Source organism: Candidatus Competibacteraceae bacterium, from assembly GCA_016713505.1.
Taxonomy (GTDB): Bacteria; Pseudomonadota; Gammaproteobacteria; order Competibacterales; family Competibacteraceae; genus Competibacter_A.
The window spans coordinates 2,531,371-2,551,339 of the sequence record JADJPA010000001.1 but is presented as its reverse complement, the minus strand read 5'-3'; the positions used below and the strand labels follow the sequence as shown (position 1 = coordinate 2,551,339).

Sequence of the window (19,969 nt, the reverse complement as noted above, 5' to 3'; positions counted from 1 at the left end):
GTCGGTTGCGAACCTTCTTACAGGGTAGCGCATTGCTGCTTGATAAAACGAGCGGCGCTTTCCAGCACGATGTCTCGCGCCTGATGGTGCGGGACATGCCCGCAACCGGGCAGCCACAGGATTTCCCGTGGCCCGGCCACGCCGGCGGCGATGGCGTCGACCTGAGCGCGCGTGGCGTATTCATCATCCATCCCCTGAACGATCAAGGTCGGACAAGTAATATGGGGCAATTCGGCTTCCACGTTCCAGCGGCGGCGCGAGGGCCGCAACCAGGTATCGCACCAGCCCCGAAACGCCAGCTCGGTGTTCGCGCCGTGGTAGCGATGCAGGGCCTTGCGCAGCTCGCCGCGTTCGTAAGCGCCGCGAGCGGCTTCGATCCCGGTCAGGCAAACCTGCTCGATCAAAACGTGCGCGGCTTCGCAGATCGCCGCGCGGACCCGCTCGGGATAGGCGGCGGCGAACAGCAAGGCGATCGACGCCCCGTCGCTGTGCCCGAACAGGATGGGCGGATCGAGGATATCGCAAGCCATCAGCACCTCGGGTAGACTGTCGCGCGCCTCCCGCTCCAGGTAATCATCGGGGCGCGGGCCGCCCAGGGGGTCGGAGCGGCCATACCCCCAGCGCTCGTAAACCAGACCCGGCAGGCCGACGCGAGCGCACAGTTCCGCTGGAAAGTGCCGCCATTGGCCGATGCTGCCCAGACCTTCATGCAAGAAAACCAGGGTGGGGCCAGCGCCGCTGGCTTGAGCCGGCAACAGACGCTCGGCGTGCAAGCGGCGGCCGTCGACCTGAACAGTGAACGGTTTGCGGTGGATCTGCGAATTCATCGGTGAATTCATGCGGTGCGGTGTTCTTGAAAAATCGCCAGTAGGACATCCAGGCGCTGTCGGGGGTCGTTCATCTCCAGCAAGGCTTGGCGGGTGTGCAGCGGGAGCGGTAACAGTTCCGCCAGCCGATTGCCTATCCAGGCCGCATCTTCCCAATCCGGCGCCAGAAAGCGGGCATAGGACGCCAATTCTGCATTTTTCAGTAAATCGCGCAGCACGCGCGCGAGCGGCTCATGGCCGGGTAAGGGCGGTAGCGCCGGATCGTCCGGCAGCCACAACACCTGGCCGAGCAGCAATTGATCGGGCTGAAGCCGATGGCCGATCACCCGCAAGCGCTGCACGCCCAGGCAAGTGATCCCGAGCAAACCGTCGTCCAGGGCATCGAAATCCATGATGCGCGCCAGCGTGCCGACCGGATGGATGCTGGTCGGCGGGCCGCCCGCTTCGTGGCCTTGGTGGATCGTCACCACGCCGAAACCGCTGTCAGCGCGCAGACAGGCACTGATCATGTCCAGGTAGCGGGGCTCGAAAATCCGCAGCGGCAGAACGCCGCCGGGAAACAGGATGGTTTTCAACGGAAACAGCGGCAATTCTTGCGTGGCGGTTGCGGTCATCGAAAAAGCGGCCTCGATTCCGGTTCATGCTGGCCCCAATGCGGCAGTAGCGTATGCGGAATTTCCAACTGATCGAGGATTCGAGCCACAATGAAATCCACCAGTTCCGCGACGCTGGCCGGCCGATAATAAAAGCCGGGGTTGGCCGGCAGGATCACCGCGCCAGCGCGAGCCAAGCGCAGCATGTTTTCCAGATGGATCGCGGAAAACGGGGTCTCTCGCACCGCCAGAATTAATTTGCGGCCTTCTTTCAAGGTCACATCGGCGGCTCGTTCCAACAAGTTGTCGCTGTTGCCGTTGGCGATGGCCGCCAGAGCGCCGGTCGTGCACGGACACACCACCATCGCCCGCGCCGGCGCCGAGCCGCTGGCGGGCGGCGCGGTCCATTGGTCCTGGCCGAACACCCGCAGTTGCTCGGCGGCGCACTGGTAATGCTCGGTCAAAATCTTCTGAATGGCGTGCGGCCGGCCGGGTAATTGCATCTCGGTTTCCATGTGGATCACAATTTGGGCGGCCTTGGACAGCAGCAAGTAAACCGGCCAGCCGGCTTCGAGCAGGTATTGCAGCAACCGCAGCCCATAACGCGCTCCCGATGCGCCGGTCATCCCGAGAATGATGGGGCGATGGGCGGGCGGTCCGGTCGGGCTGGCCTGTTCTGAACGGCGCATGAGGTTTCCCAAATTTAACCGACTGCTACAGTGAGCGTGTTTTTCAAGGGCCGCTGTCCGCCGGTGTTCGGTTCGTAGCGCAAATCGGTGAGTGGAAGATTTAAAATAGGTCTAATTATTGCGATAGACGCTTGAACAAATAATAAATTTATGTATCATTAAATATACCAAAAATCGAAATTTTCTAACGCTAACGTAGGAAAAATAGGCATTATCATCGGCGGGTTGCTGGGTGTCAGGCCGCAATTGATGGGGCAATGTAAAACTTAGTATATCGGGAAGCCTTGAGGGATGCTCTAAGAAGGCAACATGCAAACCATTCTTATCGTTGACGACACGCCGGAAAATCTCCTGCTGCTGAGCGAGTTGCTTCAGCCCCATTACCGGGTGCGCGCCGCGAACTCAGGTGCGCGCGCCTTGCAGGTGGCCGCCAGCACGCCCCGACCGGACCTGATCTTGCTCGATGTCATGATGCCCGAAATGGACGGTTACATGGTCCTGGAGCGTCTGAAGGCGGAGTCTTGGACCGCTGGCATTCCGGTCATTTTCGTCACCGCGCTGGACCGCGGCAGCGACGAGGAACACGGGCTGGCGTTGGGAGCGGTGGATTACATCAGCAAACCGATCAAGCCGGCCGTCGTGCTGGCGCGGGTAAAAACCCAGCTCGATCTCAAACTTGCTCGCGACTGGCTGCAAGACCGCAACGCCGTTTTGGAGGCCGAGGTGGCGCGGCGGCTGGAAGAAAATCTGCTGATTCAGGATATCAGCATTCGGGCGCTGGCCCATCTGGCCGAAATCCGCGACCCGGAAACCGGCAATCACCTGCGCCGCACCCAAGGTTACATGCGGGCGCTGACCTCGCAGTTGCTGGAGCATCCCCGCTTTGCGGAGTTTCTGACCGAGCAGAACGTGCAGGCGTTGATCAAGTCCGCGCCCCTGCACGATATCGGTAAAGTGGGCATTCCCGACCATATCCTGCTCAAGCCGGGCAAACTGACTCCGGAGGAGTGGGAGATCATGAAAACACACAGCCGGCTGGGGCGCGACGCCATCGAACAAGCCGAGCGAGATGCTGAAAAGCCCGTGGAATTCCTGCGCATCGCTAAAGACATCGCCCATTACCATCATGAAAAGTGGGACGGTTCCGGCTATCCTGAAAAATTGGCCGGCGACGCTATCCCCGTTCCGGCCCGGCTGATGGCCTTGGCCGATGTGTTTGACGCGCTGATCGCCCGGCGGGTCTATAAGGCGCCGATCTCGTTCGAGCGCGCGGTTGGCATCATTCGCGAGGGACGGGCGAGCCATTTTGACCCGGATATCGTGGATGCTTTTCTGGACTGTTTGGACGAATTCGAAACCATCGCCGCGCGGTACGCCGACTGCGAGGCGGATATTCTCGCCAAGCTCGAACGGCTGTCGAGCGCGCCGGGGGCCGATGCTTGAACGGGTCGGGAGCTTGCCGGGCGAGAAGGTCTTGGCTTGAACTTTTTTTCTAGACAGACGGTGTGACAACGTTTGTGGATGCGAACCAAAATCAATCCATAAGCATCCTCTACAACCTGGCGCTGACCATGGCCGGCGAAACGCGCCCGCGCCCGCTGGCGACCGGGATGCTCCAGCAGTTGCTGGTCCATACGGGCTGCGCTTGCGGGGCGTTGCTGCTCGATTCCAAGCCAGGCGATGCGGCGACAGCCAGCGTAGAGGTGCAGGTCTATAGCACGGTGGGCAGTCAGTCTCTGCGCGACTTGGAAGGACAGACCATGCGTTGGCCGGCGCGGTTGCTGCAAAACGAGCAGGCCCTTGCTGAATTGAGCTGGTTTCCTGATAGAGCGCGCTATCCTCATGCGTTGCACCTGATTTTGCCGGAGGTCGGCCACGTCTTGCTGTTTTCGGCGCAACCGCTGGACGCCGCCGCGCGGCAGGCGAAGGTGCTGTTTTCACCCATTCTGACCAAATTCGCGCGCAGCCTGAAGCTTTGTTTGGACAGCGAACGCCAGCAGGCCGCTTTACTGGAAGCCAAGGATGCCGCCGAAGCGGCCAGTCGGGCCAAGAGCACGTTTCTGGCCAACATGAGCCACGAAATCCGCACGCCGATGAACGCGATCATCGGCTTGACCCATTTGCTGAGCCAGCAGATCAATGCGCCCAAGCAACGGGAGCCGCTCCTCAAGATCAGCGACGCCGCGCAACATCTGCTGCGCATTCTCAACGACATTCTAGATCTTTCCAAGATCGAGGCCGGCCGGCTTATTTTGGAAGAAACCGAGTTTTCGCTGGTTCAACTCATCGACCACACCTTCAGTCTGCTGGGGGAGCGGGCGGCCACCAAGGGGTTGGGGCTGATCCACGCAATCGCGCCGGAGGTGCCGGCGCGGTTGCGCGGTGATTCGTTGCGCTTGCGACAAATCTTGTTGAACTTCATCGGTAACGCCATCAAATTTTCCGAACGCGGGCAGATTACCGTCCATGCCCGGCTCGATGCTCAGGACGGCGAAAGCGTGCTGTTGCGCGTTGAAGTGGAAGATCAGGGCATCGGCCTGACGCCGGGCCAACAGTCGCGGTTGTTTCAAGCCTTCGTGCAAGCGGATGATTCCACCACGCGCCAATACGGCGGCACCGGCTTGGGGCTGGCGATCAGCCAGCGTCTGGCGCTGCTGATGGGCGGCGATGTGGGAGTCTCCAGCACCCTGGGCGTCGGTAGCACCTTCTGGCTGACGGTTTGGCTGGGCAAGGTGGCGAATGAAGCGGCCCAATATGCCGCTGTCGCGCCCGATGTCTCGCCCGAACAGCGGCTGGCCCAACAGTATCGCGGCGCGCGGCTGTTGCTGGTCGAGGACAATCCGGTCAATCAGGAAGTAGCCCGCGCGCTGTTGGAACATACCGGACTGGTGGTGGAGGTCGCCGACGATGGCCGACAGGCGGTGGAGCGGGTGCGCGATAATGACTATGCGCTGGTGTTGATGGACATGCAGATGCCGGTCATGGGCGGTCTTGAAGCGACCCGGTCCATCCGTCGCTTGCCTGACAAGGCGACTTTGCCGATCCTGGCGATGACGGCCAACGCTTTCGACGAAGATCGCCAGCACTGTTTGGATGCCGGCATGAACGCGTTTATCGGCAAGCCGGTGACGCCGGAAATCCTCTATCGGACGCTGCTGGCTTGGCTACCGGTTTCGGTGAGGGCGAATCCGCTCGAACCAGGCTCGAAAGTCGCGACCGCCGCCTTGACGCCAGCGACAGCGCTGGAGCAGCTCTCGCAACGCCACGGGGGGGCGCCGGTCCCGCCACCGTTGGAGCTAGCGGTCGAAGATCGGGTCCGGGCGCGTGAGGCGCTGGCGCAATTGGACGCCTTGTTAGCCGAGGACGATACCCGCGCCAACGCGCTCTGGTTTGAATCGGCGTTACTGATCGAGGCCGTTTTGGGTCCTGTAGCCGTTCGCTTGCGCGGGGAAATGGTTCGCTTCGAGTTCGATAAAGCGTTGCTGACGCTGCGCGCGGCTCTCGCATCCAATCCTATCGTGGCGGAGCGATAACCGCTATTGCGGCCCCGTAAGCAAGCGGGCGAGCCTGGAAACGCAAGTCGAGCTGATTCGGAAATGCCAGCCGCGCTCAGCCGCCAGCCGCGCGCAGGGATTTCAGCAAGCGTTCGTGAATGCCGCCGAAACCGCCGTTGCTCATGATCAAAACCTGCGTGCTCGGCTCGGCTCGTTCTCTAATCGCGGCCAACGTGTCATCGAGCGTGTGGCAGACTTGCCCGCGCGCGCCGAGCGCCGCCGCCACCGCGTCTAGGTTCCAACCCAGATCGGGCGCCTGATACAGCACCACGGCGTCCGCCGCCGCCAGCGCCGGGGCCAGGCTGTCCTTGAAAACGCCCAATTTCATGGTGTTGGAGCGCGGCTCCAGCACGGCGATGATCGGCCGGTCGCCGACGCGGGCGCGCAAACCGGCTAGCGTGGTGGCGATCGCGGTGGGGTGGTGGGCGAAATCGTCGTATACCGTCACGCCGTTGACCGTGCCGCGCGTTTCCAAGCGTCTCTTGACCCCTTCGAAGCGGGCCAGCGCGCGGATAGCCTGGTCGGACGGCACGCCGGCATGGCGGGCGGCGGCGATGGCGGCGAGTGCGTTGTGCACGTTATGCGCTCCCGATTGGGTCCATGCCACCCGGCCCTGCCGCACGCCGTGATAGCACACCTCGAAGGTGCTGCCATCGGCGGCGCAGTCACGCGCTTCCCAGTCGCGCGCGCCGAATTTTTCCACCGGCGTCCAGCAGCCCAGCGCCAGTACCTCAGTCAAGTTCGCGTCGTCGCCGTTGGCGACGACCAAACCCGCGCCGGGCACGGTCCGCAGCAGGTGATGGAACTGGCGTTGGATGGCGGCCAAATCGGGAAAGATGTCGGCGTGATCGAATTCCAGATTGTTCAACACCAGCGTGCGCGGCCGGTAATGGACGAACTTGGAGCGCTTGTCAAAAAACGCGGTGTCGTATTCGTCCGCTTCCACCACAAAGAAGGGCGCGCGTCCCAAGCGGGCGGACTGGCCGAAGTTGGCTGGAATGCCGCCGATCAGAAAACCGGGTTCCAGGCCGGCATCCTCCAGAATCCAAGCCAGCAGGCTGCTGGTGGTGGTCTTGCCGTGAGTGCCGGCCACCGCCAACACGTGCCGGTCGCGCAGCACGTACTCGGCCAGCCACGCCGGCCCGGAGGTGTAAGGCAGGTTGCCGTCGAGCATGGTTTCGACGATGGGGCGGCCCCGGCTCATCACGTTGCCGACCACGATCATGTCGGGCTTGAATTCAACGAGCTGGCCGGGATCGTAGCCTTCCCGCAGCGCGATGCCGGCTTCGGCCAGTTGGGTACTCATCGGCGGATAGACGTTGGCGTCGCAGCCGGAAACGGTGTGGCCGGCGGCGCGGGCCAGCAGGGCGACCCCGGCCATGAAGGTGCCGCAGATACCTAGAATATGAATGTGCATGTACGAATCTCTCCGATGGGTCCGAGCGCGGAACGGGTCGGTTCGGTTCAGGCAGGTTGCGGGCCGATCCAGCCCGTCAGCGTCCAGGACAGAAACGTGTAGCCCAGCGCGTATAAGGCGCCCTGCCAAATAGAGGCCTCGAAGGCGTGGCGCAGAATGTGGGCCATGACCGCGATGCTCCAGACCATCAATCCCAATAGCAGTAACGACGGTAGCTCGATACCGCCTTCTTGTCCCTGTTGGCTGATCCAGACCAGCAGCGGCAAGGCCAGCAAGCCCAACAGGGTACCGGAACCGGTCAGAGCGCTGAGGGTTTGTTCGAACCGTTGCGGATGCCGGCGCAGGATCAGCCCCAGATAGAGCAGCCCGCCCAACAGCACCATGTCCAGCAGGATTTGCAACAGCGCCACCGCAACCGCAACCGGGGCGCTGATCAACAGGACCACCAAGCCCGACAGCGCGTAAGCCAGCAAGCACATTTTGAGCAGGGGCGTCGAGGCCGGTACGTCTTGGGGCGCTTTGCGGAACAGGCAAATATCGAGGAACAGGTTGAACAGAGCGAGCATGATCGTCAGTGGCGGATGATCGAAGCGTCCGCCGCGGCGCCGGCCAGCAATCCAGCGATGTCGATGGCGTCGAAGGCGTAACGGTGGCCGCAAAATTCGCAATCGACTTGGATTGTGCCCTGTTCGTCCACGGTTTGCCGCAGTTCGGTTGCTCCCAGCGTGTGCAGCATGGCGGCGGTGCGTTCCCGCGAGCAGGTGCAACGATAGGCAAAGGCCTTCGGCTTGAACAGCCGCACGTCTTCTTCGTGAAACAGCCGGTGCAACAGGGTGGCGGCGTCCAGCTCCAGCAGCTCGGCCGGTTGCAGGGTGGCGGCCAGCGTTTCCAGGCGGTGCCAAGCATCCGCGTCGGCGGCGACCGTATCGGGTAACCGTTGCAACAGCAGTCCGGCGGCGATTCGTTCGTCGGCGCTCAGCCGCAGCCGGGTCGGCAGCTGTTCGGAGCGCTCGAAGTACTCTTCCAGCGCTTCGGCCAAGGTGGCGCCGCGCAAGCTCACCACGCCCTGATACGGTTCCCGGCCCTGACCGGGATCGAGGGTCAGCACCAGCGTGCCGTCGCCGCATAACTCCCGAAGCGGTTTCGATTCCGGTTCGCCGTCCCAGCGCGCCAAGGCGCGCAAGGTTCGCTCCGAGGTGACTTGGACCACCACCAGCCGCAGCGGTCCGCGCGCCTGGATTTGCAAGGTCAGCAGGCCGTCGAACGTGATGGCGGCCGCCAGCAGGACCGCGGCGGCGGTCGCTTCTCCCAACACCCGCCGCACCGCCGGCGGGTAAGCGCGGCGTTCGAGCACCGTCCGCCAGGCGGAATCGAGCTGGACGATCTCACCGCGGGCGGCCAGGCGTTCGAAGAGAAAGCGGTGCAGGGAATCGCGCTCGGCCATGATGGGCAGGTCGTCGGCTCAGCCTTTCAGCTTCACCATCAGTAGATCATTCACCTGTTGCGGGTTGGCCTTGCCCTTGGAGGCTTTCATCACCTGCCCGACGAAAAAGGCGAACAGCTTATCCTTGCCGGCGCGGTACTGCGCCAGTTGCTCGGGGTTGGCCGCGATCGCCTCATCGATCACCTTTTCGATGGCGGAGCTGTCGGTGATCTGTTTCAGGCCGCGTTTTTCGATGATGGCGTCGGTGTCGCCCTCGCCGGCCCACAGCGCCTCGAATACCTCCTTGGCGATTTTACCGGAGATGGTTTGATCTTGAATCCGCCGCAGCAGGCCGGCCAGGCGCGCCGGGCCGACCGGGCTGGCGGCGATGTCGCGATTGTCCTTGTTCAGAAAGGCCGACAGATCGCCCATCACCCAATTGGCGCACAGCTTCGGCTCTCCGCCCAGCGCCGCGACAGTCGCTTCGTAGTAATCGGCCAAAGCACGACTGGTGGTCAGCACCCCGGCATCGTAAGCCGATAGGCCGTATTGCGTCATGAAGCGTTGCTTCTTGGCGTCCGGCAGCTCCGGCAGGCCGGCGCGGGCGGCGGCGATGAAAGCTTCGTCGATGACCAGCGGCAACAGGTCGGGGTCGGGGAAGTAGCGGTAATCGTTGGCTTCCTCCTTGCCCCGCATCGAACGGGTTTCGCCTTTGTCCGGGTCGTACAGTCGGGTTTCCTGCGCCACCTTGCCGCCGGCTTCGAGCAAGTCGATTTGTCGCTCGATCTCGAATTCGATCGCCCGCTCGACGAAGCGGAACGAATTGAGGTTCTTGATTTCGGCGCGGGTGCCCAGCTTGGGGTCATGTTTGCGCCGCACCGACACGTTGGCGTCGCAGCGGAAGGAGCCTTCCTGCATGTTGCCGTCGCAGATGCCCAGATACACCACCAGCTGATGCAGCTTTTTCATGTAGGCCACCGCTTCCTTGGCCGAACGCAAATCCGGTTCGGAGACGATTTCCAAAAGCGGCGTGCCGGCCCGATTCAGGTCGATCCCGGACAGACCCTGGAAATCCTCGTGCAGCGACTTGCCGGCATCCTCCTCCAGATGGGCGCGAGTGATGCCGATCCGCTTGCTGGCTCCATCGTCCAGATCGACGGTCAACTGACCCTTTTGCACCACCGGCAGTTCGTACTGGCTGATTTGATAGCCTTTGGGCAGATCGGGATAAAAGTAATTCTTGCGGGCGAAGATCGAGCGCCGCGCGATCTCGGCGCCGATGGCCAGCCCGAACATCGCGGCCATGCGCACCGCCTCCCGATTGAGCACGGGCAATACGCCGGGCATGCCCAGATCGATGGCGCAGGCTTGAGTATTCGGTTCGGCGCCGTAAGCGGTGGACGCGCCGGAGAAAATTTTGCTGTCAGTGGCGAGTTGGGCGTGGATTTCCAGCCCGATGACCGTTTCCCATTCCATCCGTCGAAACCTTGCAATGATGAGTGAGCGTCAGGCGAACGCGGCGGGCGCGCGGGCGTGCCAGTCGGTGACCTGTTGGTAGCGGTGCGCCACGTTCAACAGGCGATCTTCGGCGAAGTAATCGCCGATCAGTTGCAGGCCGACCGGGCGCTGGCCGACGAAACCGACCGGCAGCGACAGCCCCGGCAGTCCGGCCAGATTGACCGCGATCGTGTAGATGTCGGACAGATACATGGTGATCGGATCGTCGGCCTTTTCGCCCAGATTGAAGGCCACGGTCGGCGAAGTCGGCCCGGCGATCACGTCCACCTGCTCGAAGGCGCGCCGGAAATCGTCGCTGATCAGCCGGCGGATTTGCTGCGCTTTCAGATAATAAGCATCGTAATAACCGGCGGATAGCACGAAGGTGCCAACCAGAATCCGGCGGGTGACTTCGGCCCCGAAGCCTTCGGCGCGCGAGCGGGTGTACAAATCCGCCAGATCCTTGGGCTGGTCGCAGCGGTGGCCGTAACGCACGCCGTCGAAGCGCGCCAGATTGGACGAGCATTCCGCCGGGGCGATCACGTAATAGGCGGGAACCGCCAACCGGCCGTTGGGCAGGCTGATGTCGAGCACGGTCGCGCCCAGTTTCCGATACTCGGCGATGGCGGCTTCGACCGCGCGGGCGACCCCATCGTCCAGACCTTCGCCGAAATACTCTTTCGGCAGGCCGATTTTCAAGCCGTCCAGCGGCCGGTCGAGCGCGGCGAGATAATCCGGCACCGGTCGCTCCACGCTGGTGGAATCGCGCGAATCGAAGCCGGCCATCGCGCCCAGCAACAGCGCGCAGTCCTCGGCGGTGCGCGCCATCGGCCCGCCCTGATCGAGGCTGGAGGCGTAAGCGATCATGCCCCAGCGCGATACCCGGCCGTAGGTCGGTTTGATGCCGGTGATGCCGCACAGCGCGGCGGGTTGGCGGATCGAGCCGCCGGTGTCGGTGCCGGTGGCGGCCGGCGCCAGGCGGGCGGCCACGGCGGCGGCGGAACCACCGGACGAGCCGCCCGGCACCGCGTCCAAGTCCCAGGGATTGCGCACCGGTCCGTAGAAGCTGGTTTCGTTGGACGAACCCATGGCAAATTCGTCCATGTTGGTTTTACCGAGCATCACCATGCCGGCGGTGTTCAGCTTTTCGACCAGCGTGGCGTCATAGGGGGCGATGAAGCGATCCAGCATCCGCGAGCCGCACGAGGTGCGCACTCCGTCCGTGCAGAAAATATCCTTTTGGGCGACGGGAACGCCGGTCAACGGCCCCGCTTCGCCGCGTTGGCGGCGCTGGTCGGCGGCGCGGGCCTGCGTCAAGGCCGCTTCGGCCGTCACCGTAATAAAAGCGTTCAGTCCCGGATTGAACCGTTCGATCCGTTCCAGAAAGGCGCGCGTCAGTTCCTCGCTGCTGAATTGACCGGCGGCGAGGCCGGCGCCGAGTTGAGCGATCGTCTTGTCGTGCATGGCGGGGGCAAAACCGTTTATTCGATGACTTTGGGGACCAGGTACAAACCGGCCTCGACGCGCGGGGCGATGGTTTGGAACCGTTCGCGCCGGTCGGGTTCGGCGACTTCATCGGCGCGCAGGCGTTGCGCCATGTCCAGCGGATGGGCCATCGGAACGACGCCGGCGGTGTCCGCGGCGCTCATCTGCTCCACCAGTTCCAGGATGGCCGACAGGTTGCGGGCGTAGGTCGGCACGTCTTGTTCGCGGATGGCCAGTCGCGCCAAATGGGCAATTTTAGCGACTTCGGCGGGTCCCAGGGACATCGTCTGAATTCTCCTTGCAACGTAAACGAACAGCAACCCTACCATATTTACCGACTTGCTCCTAACCCCCCTGCTTGCTAGCATTAGCCGCTTTTGGACAACCAGGTAGTTTAATAACATGTTCAAATGGTTGCGCGGTAAGTTCTCCAACGATCTTTCGATTGATCTGGGAACCGCTAACACGTTGATTTACGTGCGGGGTGCCGGCATCGTTCTCAACGAGCCCTCGGTGGTCGCCATCAATCAAGATCCCGTTCGGGGCGTCCGCACGATCTCGGCGGTTGGCACGGACGCCAAACGGATGTTGGGCCGCACCCCCAACAACGTGTCCACGATCCGGCCGATGAAAGACGGCGTGATCGCCGATTTCACCGTCACCGAGAAGATGCTCCAGCATTTCATCCGCAAGGTTCACGCCCGCAAGTTTTTCAACCCCAGCCCACGGGTGTTGATCAGCGTGCCCTGCGGCTCGACCCAGGTCGAGCGGCGGGCGATTCGCGAATCGGCGATGGGGGCCGGCGCGCGGGTGGTGTATCTGATTCCCGAACCGATGGCGGCGGCGATCGGCGCCGGCATCCCGGTCGAGGAAGCGCGCGGGGCGATGGTGCTCGACATCGGCGGCGGCACTTCGGAGGTCGCGGTGATCTCGCTGAACGGCATCGTCTTCGCCGGCGCGGTGCGCATCGGCGGCGACCGTTTCGATGAGGCCATCATCAATTATGTGCGGCGCAATTTCGGCGTGCTGATCGGCGAGCCGACCGCCGAGAAGATCAAGCACGAAATCGGCAGCGCCTATCCGACCAACGAAGTGCGCGAGATCGAGATCAAGGGCCGCAATCTGGCCGAGGGCGTGCCGCGCAGCTTCACCCTCAACAGCAACGAAATCCTGGAAGCCTTGCAGGAGCCGCTGTCGGGGATCATCGGTTCGGTGAAAATGGCGCTGGAGGCGACTCCGCCCGAGTTGGCCGCCGACGTGGCCGAGCGGGGTATCGTCCTGACCGGCGGCGGCGCGCTGATGCGCGATATCGACAAACTGCTGGTCGAGGAAACCGGCTTGAACGTGGTGATCGCCGATGATCCGCTGACCTGCGTGGCGCGCGGCGGCGGCCGGGTGCTGGAGCTGATCGCCAAGGACGAGCGCGCCATCGACGCCTTCGCCATCGAATGACCGTTGGCCGCTCTCGAACCCAGCAAGCGTATCCAATACTTGTTCAAGATCAATCCCACGGCGATCTTGCGGCTCGGGTTTTGGGTGCTGCTGTCCATCGTCATGATGACGGTGGACCACCGCTATCGGTATTTGAGCGGCGCGCGCGACGTGCTGGCGACCGCCATCTACCCCTTGCATTATCTAATGCGTTTGCCGACTGACACCAAGAGCTGGATGAACGAGAATCTGGCCGGCCGCGGCGCGCTGCTGGAAGAGAACGCCCGCTTGCGCGAGAAACAGTTGTTTTTCGACGTGCAATTGCAGAAATTGACCGCCTTGGAAGCAGAAAATCGCCGCTTGCGCTCGCTGTTGGAGTCGACGGTGAACATGACGGAACGGGTGCTGGTCGCCGAAATGCTGGCGGTGGATTTCGATTTGTACCGCCATCATATCCTGATCAACCGAGGCCGCCAGCACGGCGTCTACGTCGGTCAGCCGGTTCTCGACCAGCAAGGCGTGGTCGGCCAGATCATCCAGGCCGATCCGCTCACCTCGACGGTGATTCTCATCACCGATCTCAGCCACGCCCTGCCGATCCAGATCAACCGCACCGGAGTGCGGACCTTAGCGCTCGGCACCGGTAACTTTCAGGAGCTAAAATTGCCGCACATCCCCAACAACGAGGATGTGAAAATCGGTGATTTATTGGTCACCTCGGGTTTGGGGGGGCGATTTCCGCCCGGCTATCCGGTCGGTACGGTCGCCAAGGTGGCCTTCGATCCCGGCAGCCCCTTCGCCAGCATCGTGGCTAAACCGGTCGCTCGCTTGGACCGAATCCGGGAAGTGATGCTGTTGGAAGGCGGCGCCGACATCCAGCAATCCGCTCCGACCGTCAAGGACCCGGAACCGATCGCCAAGGGGCTGGCCCCGACCGTCAAGAGACCCGGTACGGCGCGCCCGCCATGACCGGGGACCCCCGTTCCGGCGGCTGGATCATCGCGCTCAGTTTTCTCCTGGCGTTTTTGCTGGGGGGGATCCCGTGGCCGGGCTGGTTGGAGCGGTTTCGACCCGATTGGGTGGCGATGGCGCTGATTTTCTGGAGCATCGCGCTGCCGCATCGCGTCGGCATCGGCAGCGGCTGGTTGGTCGGATTGCTGCTGGATGTGGGGCGCGGCGCGCTGTTGGGCCAACATGCCCTGGCGCTCGCGGCAGTGGCGTATTTGACCTTGCAGACTTACCGGCGCATCCGGGTGGTTCCGGTTTGGCAGCAGACCTTCAGCATCTTGGTCTTCTTGTTGGTCGAGCAGATTTTGGTGTTCTGGATCAGCGGAGTGATCGGTTATCCACCGAAAGACTGGTGGTATCTGGCGCCGGCGGTGGGTGGCATGGTGTGCTGGCCCTTGGTGTTCATCATCTTGCGCGATGTATGCCTGTATTTTCAGATCAGTTGAGCGTGGCGGGCCGACATGAGTCAGTGGCGTTCGGCGGCTAGGCCGCCCATGGATAAGCTGCTGGTCCGGGAAAAGGACAACACGGCTGAAAGCGAGCTGTTTTTCCGGCGTGTGCTGATCATGGTGGTGGCGGTGTTCGTGGCGTTGCTGGCGGTCTCGGGCCGGTTGGTCTATCTCCAGGTGCTCAACCACGACCGGTTCACGACGCTTTCCGAAAGCAACCGCGTCCGCCTGCAACCGCTGCCGCCGACCCGCGGCTTTATCTACGACCGCAACGGGGTGCTGCTGGCCGATAATCTGGCCTCCTACCATCTTGAAGTCACCCCGGATCAGACGCGGGATTTGGACGCCACCCTGGCGGCGATTCGAGCTCGTATCGCGCTGTCGGATGGCGATATCGAAAGGTTTCGCAAGCTGGCGCGGCGCAACCCGCCGTACACCGGAGCGCCGCTGCGCTTTCAGTTGACCGACGAGGAAATCGCCCGCTTGGCCATCGACCTGTATCGCATGCCCGGCGTGGATATCAAGGCCGATCTGACCCGTCGCTATCCTTTGAAAGCGCTGGGCGTTCACGCCATCGGCTACGTCGGGCGCATCGACGAGGCCGAATTGAGCAAGCTGGACCCCGGCCAATACAGCGGCAGCACCCATATCGGCAAGACCGGGGTGGAGCGTTCCTACGAAGAGGTGTTGCGCGGGCGCGCCGGTTACGAGGAGGTCGAAACCAACGCCGAAGGTCGCCCGCTGCGGGTTTTGAAACGGACCGCGCCAGTGCCGGGGCAAAACATCTATCTCAGCCTCGACATGCGCCTGCAAGCCATCGCCGAAAAAGTGTTGGAAGGTCACAACGGCGCCATCGTCGCCCTCGACCCGCGCAACGGCGAGGTACTGGCCTTGGCCAGCCAGCCGATTTACGACCCCAACCCGTTCGTCAACGGCATCGATTTCGCCTCCTATCGCCAGCTCAATACCTCTAAGGACCGGCCGCTGCTCAACCGCGCGCTGCGCGGGGTTTATCCGCCCGGTTCCACCATCAAGCCGCTGATGGCGCTGGCGGGGTTGGAGTATGGGGTCGTCAACCGCAACAGCGGCGTTTTCTGCGCGGGGGTGTATCGCTTGCCGGGCGTGAGCCGTAAGTTTCACGACTGGAAGCGCAGCGGACACGGCAGCGTCAGCCTGGATCGAGCGCTCGCCCAGTCCTGCGACGTGTATTTCTACAATTTGGCGATCAATCTCAGCATCGATCGAATTGATGCGTTTCTGGACAAGTTCAGCATGGGCCGACCGACCGGTATCGATCTGCCCGGTGAGAAAGGCGCTTTGCTGCCCTCACGGGAATGGAAGCGCAAGATCCACAAGCAGGACTGGTTCGGCGGCGACACGCTGAGCGCCGGCATCGGCCAGGGGTTTTTCCTGGCGACGCCGTTGCAGTTGGCGCACGCGGTCGCGATCATCGCCCAACGGGGCGGCAACCATCAACCCAGAATCGTCCATGTCACCGAAGATCCTGGCACTCGGGTCAAAACGCCGGCCGAGCCGCGAAAGCTGCCGCCCGTGGCGGTTAAAAACCCGCGCTTTTGGGATGCGGTCATCACCGGCATGGTCCACGTGGTCGAGGGCGGCACCGCCCACAAAATCAGAAGCCCCAAGTATCAAATCGCCGGCAAGACCGGTACGGCGCAGGTGTTCACGCTGGGTCAGGGCGAACGGTACAACGCCAAGCGTCTGGCAAAACATCTGCTGGACCATGCGCTGTTCATCGCTTTCGCCCCAGTGAACGATCCGCGCATCGCCGTGGCGGTGATCGCCGAGCACGGCGGCGGCGGCAGCGCCACCGCCGCACCGTTGGCCCGTAAGGTCATGGACGCCTATTTGCTGGATAAATATGATAATTCTGTCCTCGAAGGCCTGGAGCCCACGCCGGCTGTGAAACGCAATGGATTGGAATAACGGTCGCCGGCTGTTAGGGTCGATCCAGCTCGACCCTCCGTTGCTGCTGGGCTTGTTGATGGTTTCGGGATTGGGCTTAGTCGTGCTCTACAGCGCCGGCCAGCGCAATCTCGATTTGGTGTACGGTCAAGCCATGCGCCTGGGGTTGGGGTTCGCCATCATGCTGGCGCTGGCCCAACTGCGCCCGAGTTATATCCGGTTTTGGTCGCCGTGGATCTACTTGGTCGGCGTGTTGTTGCTGCTGGCGGTGATGGTGGCGGGTGACGTTTCCAAAGGCGCGCGGCGCTGGCTGGATCTCGGCGTGCTGCGGTTTCAACCGTCGGAGATCATGAAGCTGGCCGTGCCGATGATGATGGCGTGGTTTTTTGCCGAAAAACCGTTGCCGCCGCGCTGGTTGCCGCTGTTGATCGGCGCGCTGATCACGGCGGTCCCCTTCATTTTGATCGCCAAGCAACCGGATTTGGGTACGGCGCTGGTGGTGGGTTGCGCGGGCGCCGTCGCGCTGTTTCTGGCCGGGCTGAGCTGGGTGTTGATCGTGACCTTGCTGGCCTTGTTGGGGGCGGTGATTCCGCTGTTCTGGACCTTTGTGATGCACGATTACCAGCGGCAGCGGGTGTGGACCTTCCTCGACCCGGAAAGCGACCCGCTGGGGACCGGCTATCATATCATTCAGTCCAAGATCGCCATCGGTTCGGGGGGGATTTACGGTAAGGGTTGGTTGAACGGCACCCAGTCCCATCTGGATTTTCTGCCGGAAGGATCGACCGATTTCATCTTCGCCGCCTTTTCCGAGGAGTTCGGGCTGGTCGGCGGCTGTGTGTTGTTGACGCTGTATTTTTTCATCATCGCCCGCTGCCTGTACATGGCCACCCGGGCGTCCGATACCTACGGTCGCTTGTTATGCGGCAGCCTGACGCTGATCTTTTTTGTCTATGCGTTCGTAAACTCCGGGATGGTGTCCGGGCTGTTGCCGGTGGTGGGGTTGCCGTTGCCGCTGTTCAGCTATGGGGGAACTTCCCTAGTGACGATCATGGCCAGCTTCGGTATGCTGATGAGCGTTTATTCGCACCGCCGGACTCTGACGCGGTAACCGCCACCCTTGCCAATGACGAATTTGCGCGTGAATAGCCCGTTGTTGCTTGCTTTGATCCTGCTGTTGAGCGCTTGCGCGCAGCCCATGACGGCCCAGCGCCCAGCGTATGCCCCGATGGGCTCATTGCCTGATGCCGCCCCAGCCCCCGCACCGCCGCCGGATTCGGCGGCGGATTCGACGGGCGCGATTCCTGGCCAGCCGCTGGGCGGCCGTTCCGACGTGCGAGCGTTCATCCGCCAGATGGCGGCCCAGCACGGCTTCAATGCGGGACGGTTGCAGGCGACTTTCGACCGCGCTTACGCTCAACCCAGCATCATCGCCGCTATGTCCAGACCGGCCGAAGCCAAGCCTTGGCACGGCTATCGCTCCATTTTCCTCAATGCCAAACGCATCGAGGGCGGCGCGGCATTCTGGCGCGCCAACGCGGCGGCGCTGGCGCGCGCCGAACAGGTTTATGGGGTGCCGCCGGAGTATGTGGTCGCCATCATCGGCGTCGAAACCCAATACGGCGGCAACATGGGCAAATACCGGGTGCTGGAAGCGCTGGCCACCCTGGCGTTCGACTACCCCCGGCGCGCGGATTATTTTCGCAAGGAACTGGAGAGTTTCCTGCTGCTGGCCCGCGCGGAGAGCGTCGATCCGCTGATGCCGCGCGGTTCTTACGCCGGAGCCATGGGCTACGGGCAGTTCATGCCGAGCAGCTTTCGGACTTATGCGGTGGATTTCGACGGTGACGGCCATCGCGATCTGTGGCGGAACCCGCGAGACGCCATCGGCAGCGTCGCCAATTATTTCAAAAAGCATGGTTGGCAAACCGGCGAGCCGGTCGCTGCCCCGGCGGCGGTCAGCGGCGGCAGCTATCCGGCCTTGGTCAGCCGGCGCTTGAGCCTGCCACAACACAGCGTCGGCGGCCTGCGGAGTCAGGGAGTCTCACCTTTAGAGCCAGTGAACGACGGACAAGCGGCGATGTTATTGGAGTTACAAGGCCGCGATGACCCCGAATACTGGCTGGGATTTCATAATTTTTACGTGATCACTCGCTACAATCACAGTCAGTTGTACGCCTTGGCGGTGTACCAGCTCAGTCAGGAAATTCGCGAGCGCTACCTTCGAAATCAAACGGGGGTTCTCAAGCCGGAACCCAGCGTTCGCGCCGGCTGAGCGATCCACAAAATCCATGAGAAGCGCACTGATGGAACGCATCGATCGATGCGTCCGGCGGTGAGGGAGGTGTTTTTATGGTGAAATCGTATTGGAATCACGCCTTGGTTTGGGCGTCGCTGGCGGGCGCGCTCACCGGCTGTAGCACGGTTCCCGAACATTCCGCGCCGGCCGGTCCACCAGCCACCGAGCCGCCTGCAAGCGCTCAAAATGGCGGCAAGGACCCGGTCTTACAGCTCGAACCACCCAGCCGCAGCGGCAATGCCGACAGTTACGTGGTGTTCGGCCGGCGCTATCGGGTGAAGGAAACCAGCGAAGGTTATCGCGAACAAGGTACCGCTTCCTGGTACGGCAAGGATTTTCACGGTCGCAAGACCTCCAGCGGCCCGCGCTACAACATGTTCGACTTGACCGCCGCGCACAAGAGCTTGCCGATCCCGACCTACGTGCGGGTGAGCAATTTGACGAATGGGCGGGATGTGGTGGTCAAGGTGACCGATCGCGGACCATTTGTCGGCAACCGGCTCATCGATCTGTCTTATACGGCCGCCGAACGCTTGGGTATGTTGGGAAAAGGCACGGCCCAAGTGGAAGTGACCGCACTGGAGCCTTACCAAGTACTCCCCAAACTGGCGGCGCGGCGTGCCGAAGCCAAGGAACGTTTGGCCGACCCACCGCCTCAGGGGCAATCGAATCCGGAATCTGCCACCATCTCCACCGCTCGCGAAAAGCCGAACCGACCCGCGGAGCCGGCAGCATCCCGAGCAGAGCTGACGGCCGTTCGTGCTGAAATGCCGCCACAGCCGGATCGTCCGACCCAACCGGCGGCGAACACTGAACCCTCCGCGCTTCAACTCGCCTATACGGAACCGCGCCCGCCGGAAACGCCGGCGGTTGTTCGCGCTGAAACACCGCCACAGCCGGATCGTCCGACCCAACCGGCGGCGAACACTGAACTCTCCGCGCTTCAGCGCACCCTTGCGGAGCCGCGCCGCTCGGAAACACCCGTATTGGATGTGCCCGCGCCACGCCAGGCCGCAGAGTCAGAAGCCGCCGTGAAGCGGACTCCCGCAGTCGCACGGAGCCGGATCCAACCTCGCGCGCGGCTGGCCGCCGAGCCGCTGGCGCCCGCCAAAAGCAAGTTGCTAGCGGTGGGACGCCCGGATGGCGGCCAGTCGGAACCGCATTCGACCGGAACGAACTCGCTCGGGTCCCGTAAGGCATCCAACTCGGCCAAACGCGTGGAGCCTCGGCCCTTTCGAGAAGCTGGCGCGCTCAAACCGGTGGTGGCGCGGCTGGCTGGCGTGAAGATGAACCGCTCGCGTTCCGCCGGCGACTGAGCTGGGCTTGACGTGCGAGCACAGGCCGCCTTGTCGGTTGCGACGCTGAGGCGGT

18 protein-coding genes are annotated in these 19,969 nt (G+C 62.8%); 9 read left to right on the top strand and 9 right to left on the bottom strand.

The features are described 5' to 3' along the window. Window positions 1-17: 17 nt before the first annotated feature. The 3 genes from IPK09_11605 to IPK09_11595 are packed head-to-tail and all read right to left on the bottom strand — an operon-like array spanning window position 18 to window position 2,109. The gene (locus IPK09_11605; GenBank protein MBK7984257.1) at window positions 18-827 is read right to left on the bottom strand and encodes an alpha/beta hydrolase; all 810 of its coding nucleotides are present in this window, start codon (window positions 825-827) and stop codon (window positions 18-20) included. Between the two features lie 8 nt (window positions 828-835). Then, window positions 836-1,441, bottom strand: coding sequence for an LON peptidase substrate-binding domain-containing protein (locus tag IPK09_11600; protein MBK7984256.1), 606 nt, complete (start codon window positions 1,439-1,441; stop codon window positions 836-838). Then, on the bottom strand, window positions 1,438-2,109 hold the full coding sequence (locus IPK09_11595) for a UbiX family flavin prenyltransferase (protein ID MBK7984255.1): 672 nt from the start codon (window positions 2,107-2,109) through the stop codon (window positions 1,438-1,440). Before IPK09_11595 ends, IPK09_11600 begins: the two co-directional genes overlap by 4 nt. Before the next feature lie 309 nt (window positions 2,110-2,418). On the opposite strand from IPK09_11595, the gene IPK09_11590 reads away from it, so the two are divergent. Both IPK09_11590 and IPK09_11585 read left to right on the top strand, forming a co-directional pair. Next, on the top strand, window positions 2,419-3,552 hold the full coding sequence (locus IPK09_11590; protein ID MBK7984254.1) for a response regulator: 1,134 nt from the start codon (window positions 2,419-2,421) through the stop codon (window positions 3,550-3,552). 128 nt (window positions 3,553-3,680) lie between these two features. Next, window positions 3,681-5,642, top strand: a complete 1,962-nt coding sequence (locus IPK09_11585) for a response regulator (GenBank protein ID MBK7984253.1) — start codon at window positions 3,681-3,683, stop codon at window positions 5,640-5,642. 76 nt (window positions 5,643-5,718) lie between these two features. On the opposite strand, the gene mpl is transcribed toward IPK09_11585, so the two are convergent. Genes mpl through gatC form a run of 6 tightly spaced genes read right to left on the bottom strand, consistent with a single transcriptional unit; the run spans window position 5,719 to window position 11,769 of the window. After that, window positions 5,719-7,080, bottom strand: coding sequence for a UDP-N-acetylmuramate:L-alanyl-gamma-D-glutamyl-meso-diaminopimelate ligase (gene mpl / locus IPK09_11580; protein ID MBK7984252.1), 1,362 nt, complete (start codon window positions 7,078-7,080; stop codon window positions 5,719-5,721). A 47-nt stretch (window positions 7,081-7,127) separates the two neighbouring features. Next, a complete protein-coding gene (locus IPK09_11575) occupies window positions 7,128-7,646 on the bottom strand; it encodes a hypothetical protein (protein ID MBK7984251.1) in 519 nt (172 codons plus the stop codon). Window positions 7,647-7,651: 5 nt separating this feature from the next. Beyond that, window positions 7,652-8,524 carry an Hsp33 family molecular chaperone HslO gene (hslO, locus tag IPK09_11570; protein ID MBK7984250.1) on the bottom strand — a complete coding sequence of 291 codons (873 nt, stop codon included), beginning with the start codon at window positions 8,522-8,524 and terminating at the stop codon, window positions 7,652-7,654. Between the two features lie 18 nt (window positions 8,525-8,542). Further along, window positions 8,543-9,979: an Asp-tRNA(Asn)/Glu-tRNA(Gln) amidotransferase subunit GatB gene (gene gatB / locus IPK09_11565; protein MBK7984249.1), complete on the bottom strand. Its 1,437-nt coding sequence runs from the start codon at window positions 9,977-9,979 to the stop codon at window positions 8,543-8,545. Window positions 9,980-10,009: 30 nt separating this feature from the next. Continuing rightward, window positions 10,010-11,464 carry an Asp-tRNA(Asn)/Glu-tRNA(Gln) amidotransferase subunit GatA gene (gatA, locus tag IPK09_11560; protein ID MBK7984248.1) on the bottom strand — a complete coding sequence of 485 codons (1,455 nt, stop codon included), beginning with the start codon at window positions 11,462-11,464 and terminating at the stop codon, window positions 10,010-10,012. A 17-nt stretch (window positions 11,465-11,481) separates the two neighbouring features. After that, window positions 11,482-11,769 (bottom strand): Asp-tRNA(Asn)/Glu-tRNA(Gln) amidotransferase subunit GatC, encoded by a 288-nt coding sequence (gatC, locus tag IPK09_11555; protein ID MBK7984247.1) that lies wholly within the window; start codon window positions 11,767-11,769, stop codon window positions 11,482-11,484. A gap of 118 nt (window positions 11,770-11,887) precedes the next feature. On the opposite strand from gatC, the gene IPK09_11550 reads away from it, so the two are divergent. The 7 genes from IPK09_11550 (at window position 11,888) to IPK09_11520 (ending at window position 19,914) form a co-directional block, all read left to right on the top strand. Further along, the gene (locus IPK09_11550) at window positions 11,888-12,937 is read left to right on the top strand and encodes a rod shape-determining protein (GenBank protein MBK7984246.1); all 1,050 of its coding nucleotides are present in this window, start codon (window positions 11,888-11,890) and stop codon (window positions 12,935-12,937) included. Window positions 12,938-12,940: 3 nt separating this feature from the next. Beyond that, on the top strand, window positions 12,941-13,885 hold the full coding sequence (gene mreC / locus IPK09_11545) for a rod shape-determining protein MreC (protein MBK7984245.1): 945 nt from the start codon (window positions 12,941-12,943) through the stop codon (window positions 13,883-13,885). Then, window positions 13,882-14,370 (top strand): rod shape-determining protein MreD, encoded by a 489-nt coding sequence (gene mreD / locus IPK09_11540; GenBank protein ID MBK7984244.1) that lies wholly within the window; start codon window positions 13,882-13,884, stop codon window positions 14,368-14,370. Before mreC ends, mreD begins: the two co-directional genes overlap by 4 nt. 48 nt (window positions 14,371-14,418) lie before the next feature. Further along, complete coding sequence (gene mrdA, locus IPK09_11535; GenBank protein ID MBK7984243.1) at window positions 14,419-16,320, top strand: penicillin-binding protein 2; 1,902 nt, start codon at window positions 14,419-14,421, stop codon at window positions 16,318-16,320. After that, window positions 16,307-17,410 (top strand): rod shape-determining protein RodA, encoded by a 1,104-nt coding sequence (gene rodA / locus IPK09_11530; GenBank protein MBK7984242.1) that lies wholly within the window; start codon window positions 16,307-16,309, stop codon window positions 17,408-17,410. Before mrdA ends, rodA begins: the two co-directional genes overlap by 14 nt. A gap of 30 nt (window positions 17,411-17,440) precedes the next feature. Then, window positions 17,441-18,574: a lytic murein transglycosylase B gene (mltB, locus tag IPK09_11525; protein MBK7984241.1), complete on the top strand. Its 1,134-nt coding sequence runs from the start codon at window positions 17,441-17,443 to the stop codon at window positions 18,572-18,574. 77 nt (window positions 18,575-18,651) lie between these two features. Beyond that, the gene (locus IPK09_11520; GenBank protein MBK7984240.1) at window positions 18,652-19,914 is read left to right on the top strand and encodes a septal ring lytic transglycosylase RlpA family protein; all 1,263 of its coding nucleotides are present in this window, start codon (window positions 18,652-18,654) and stop codon (window positions 19,912-19,914) included. Window positions 19,915-19,969 lie beyond the last annotated feature (55 nt).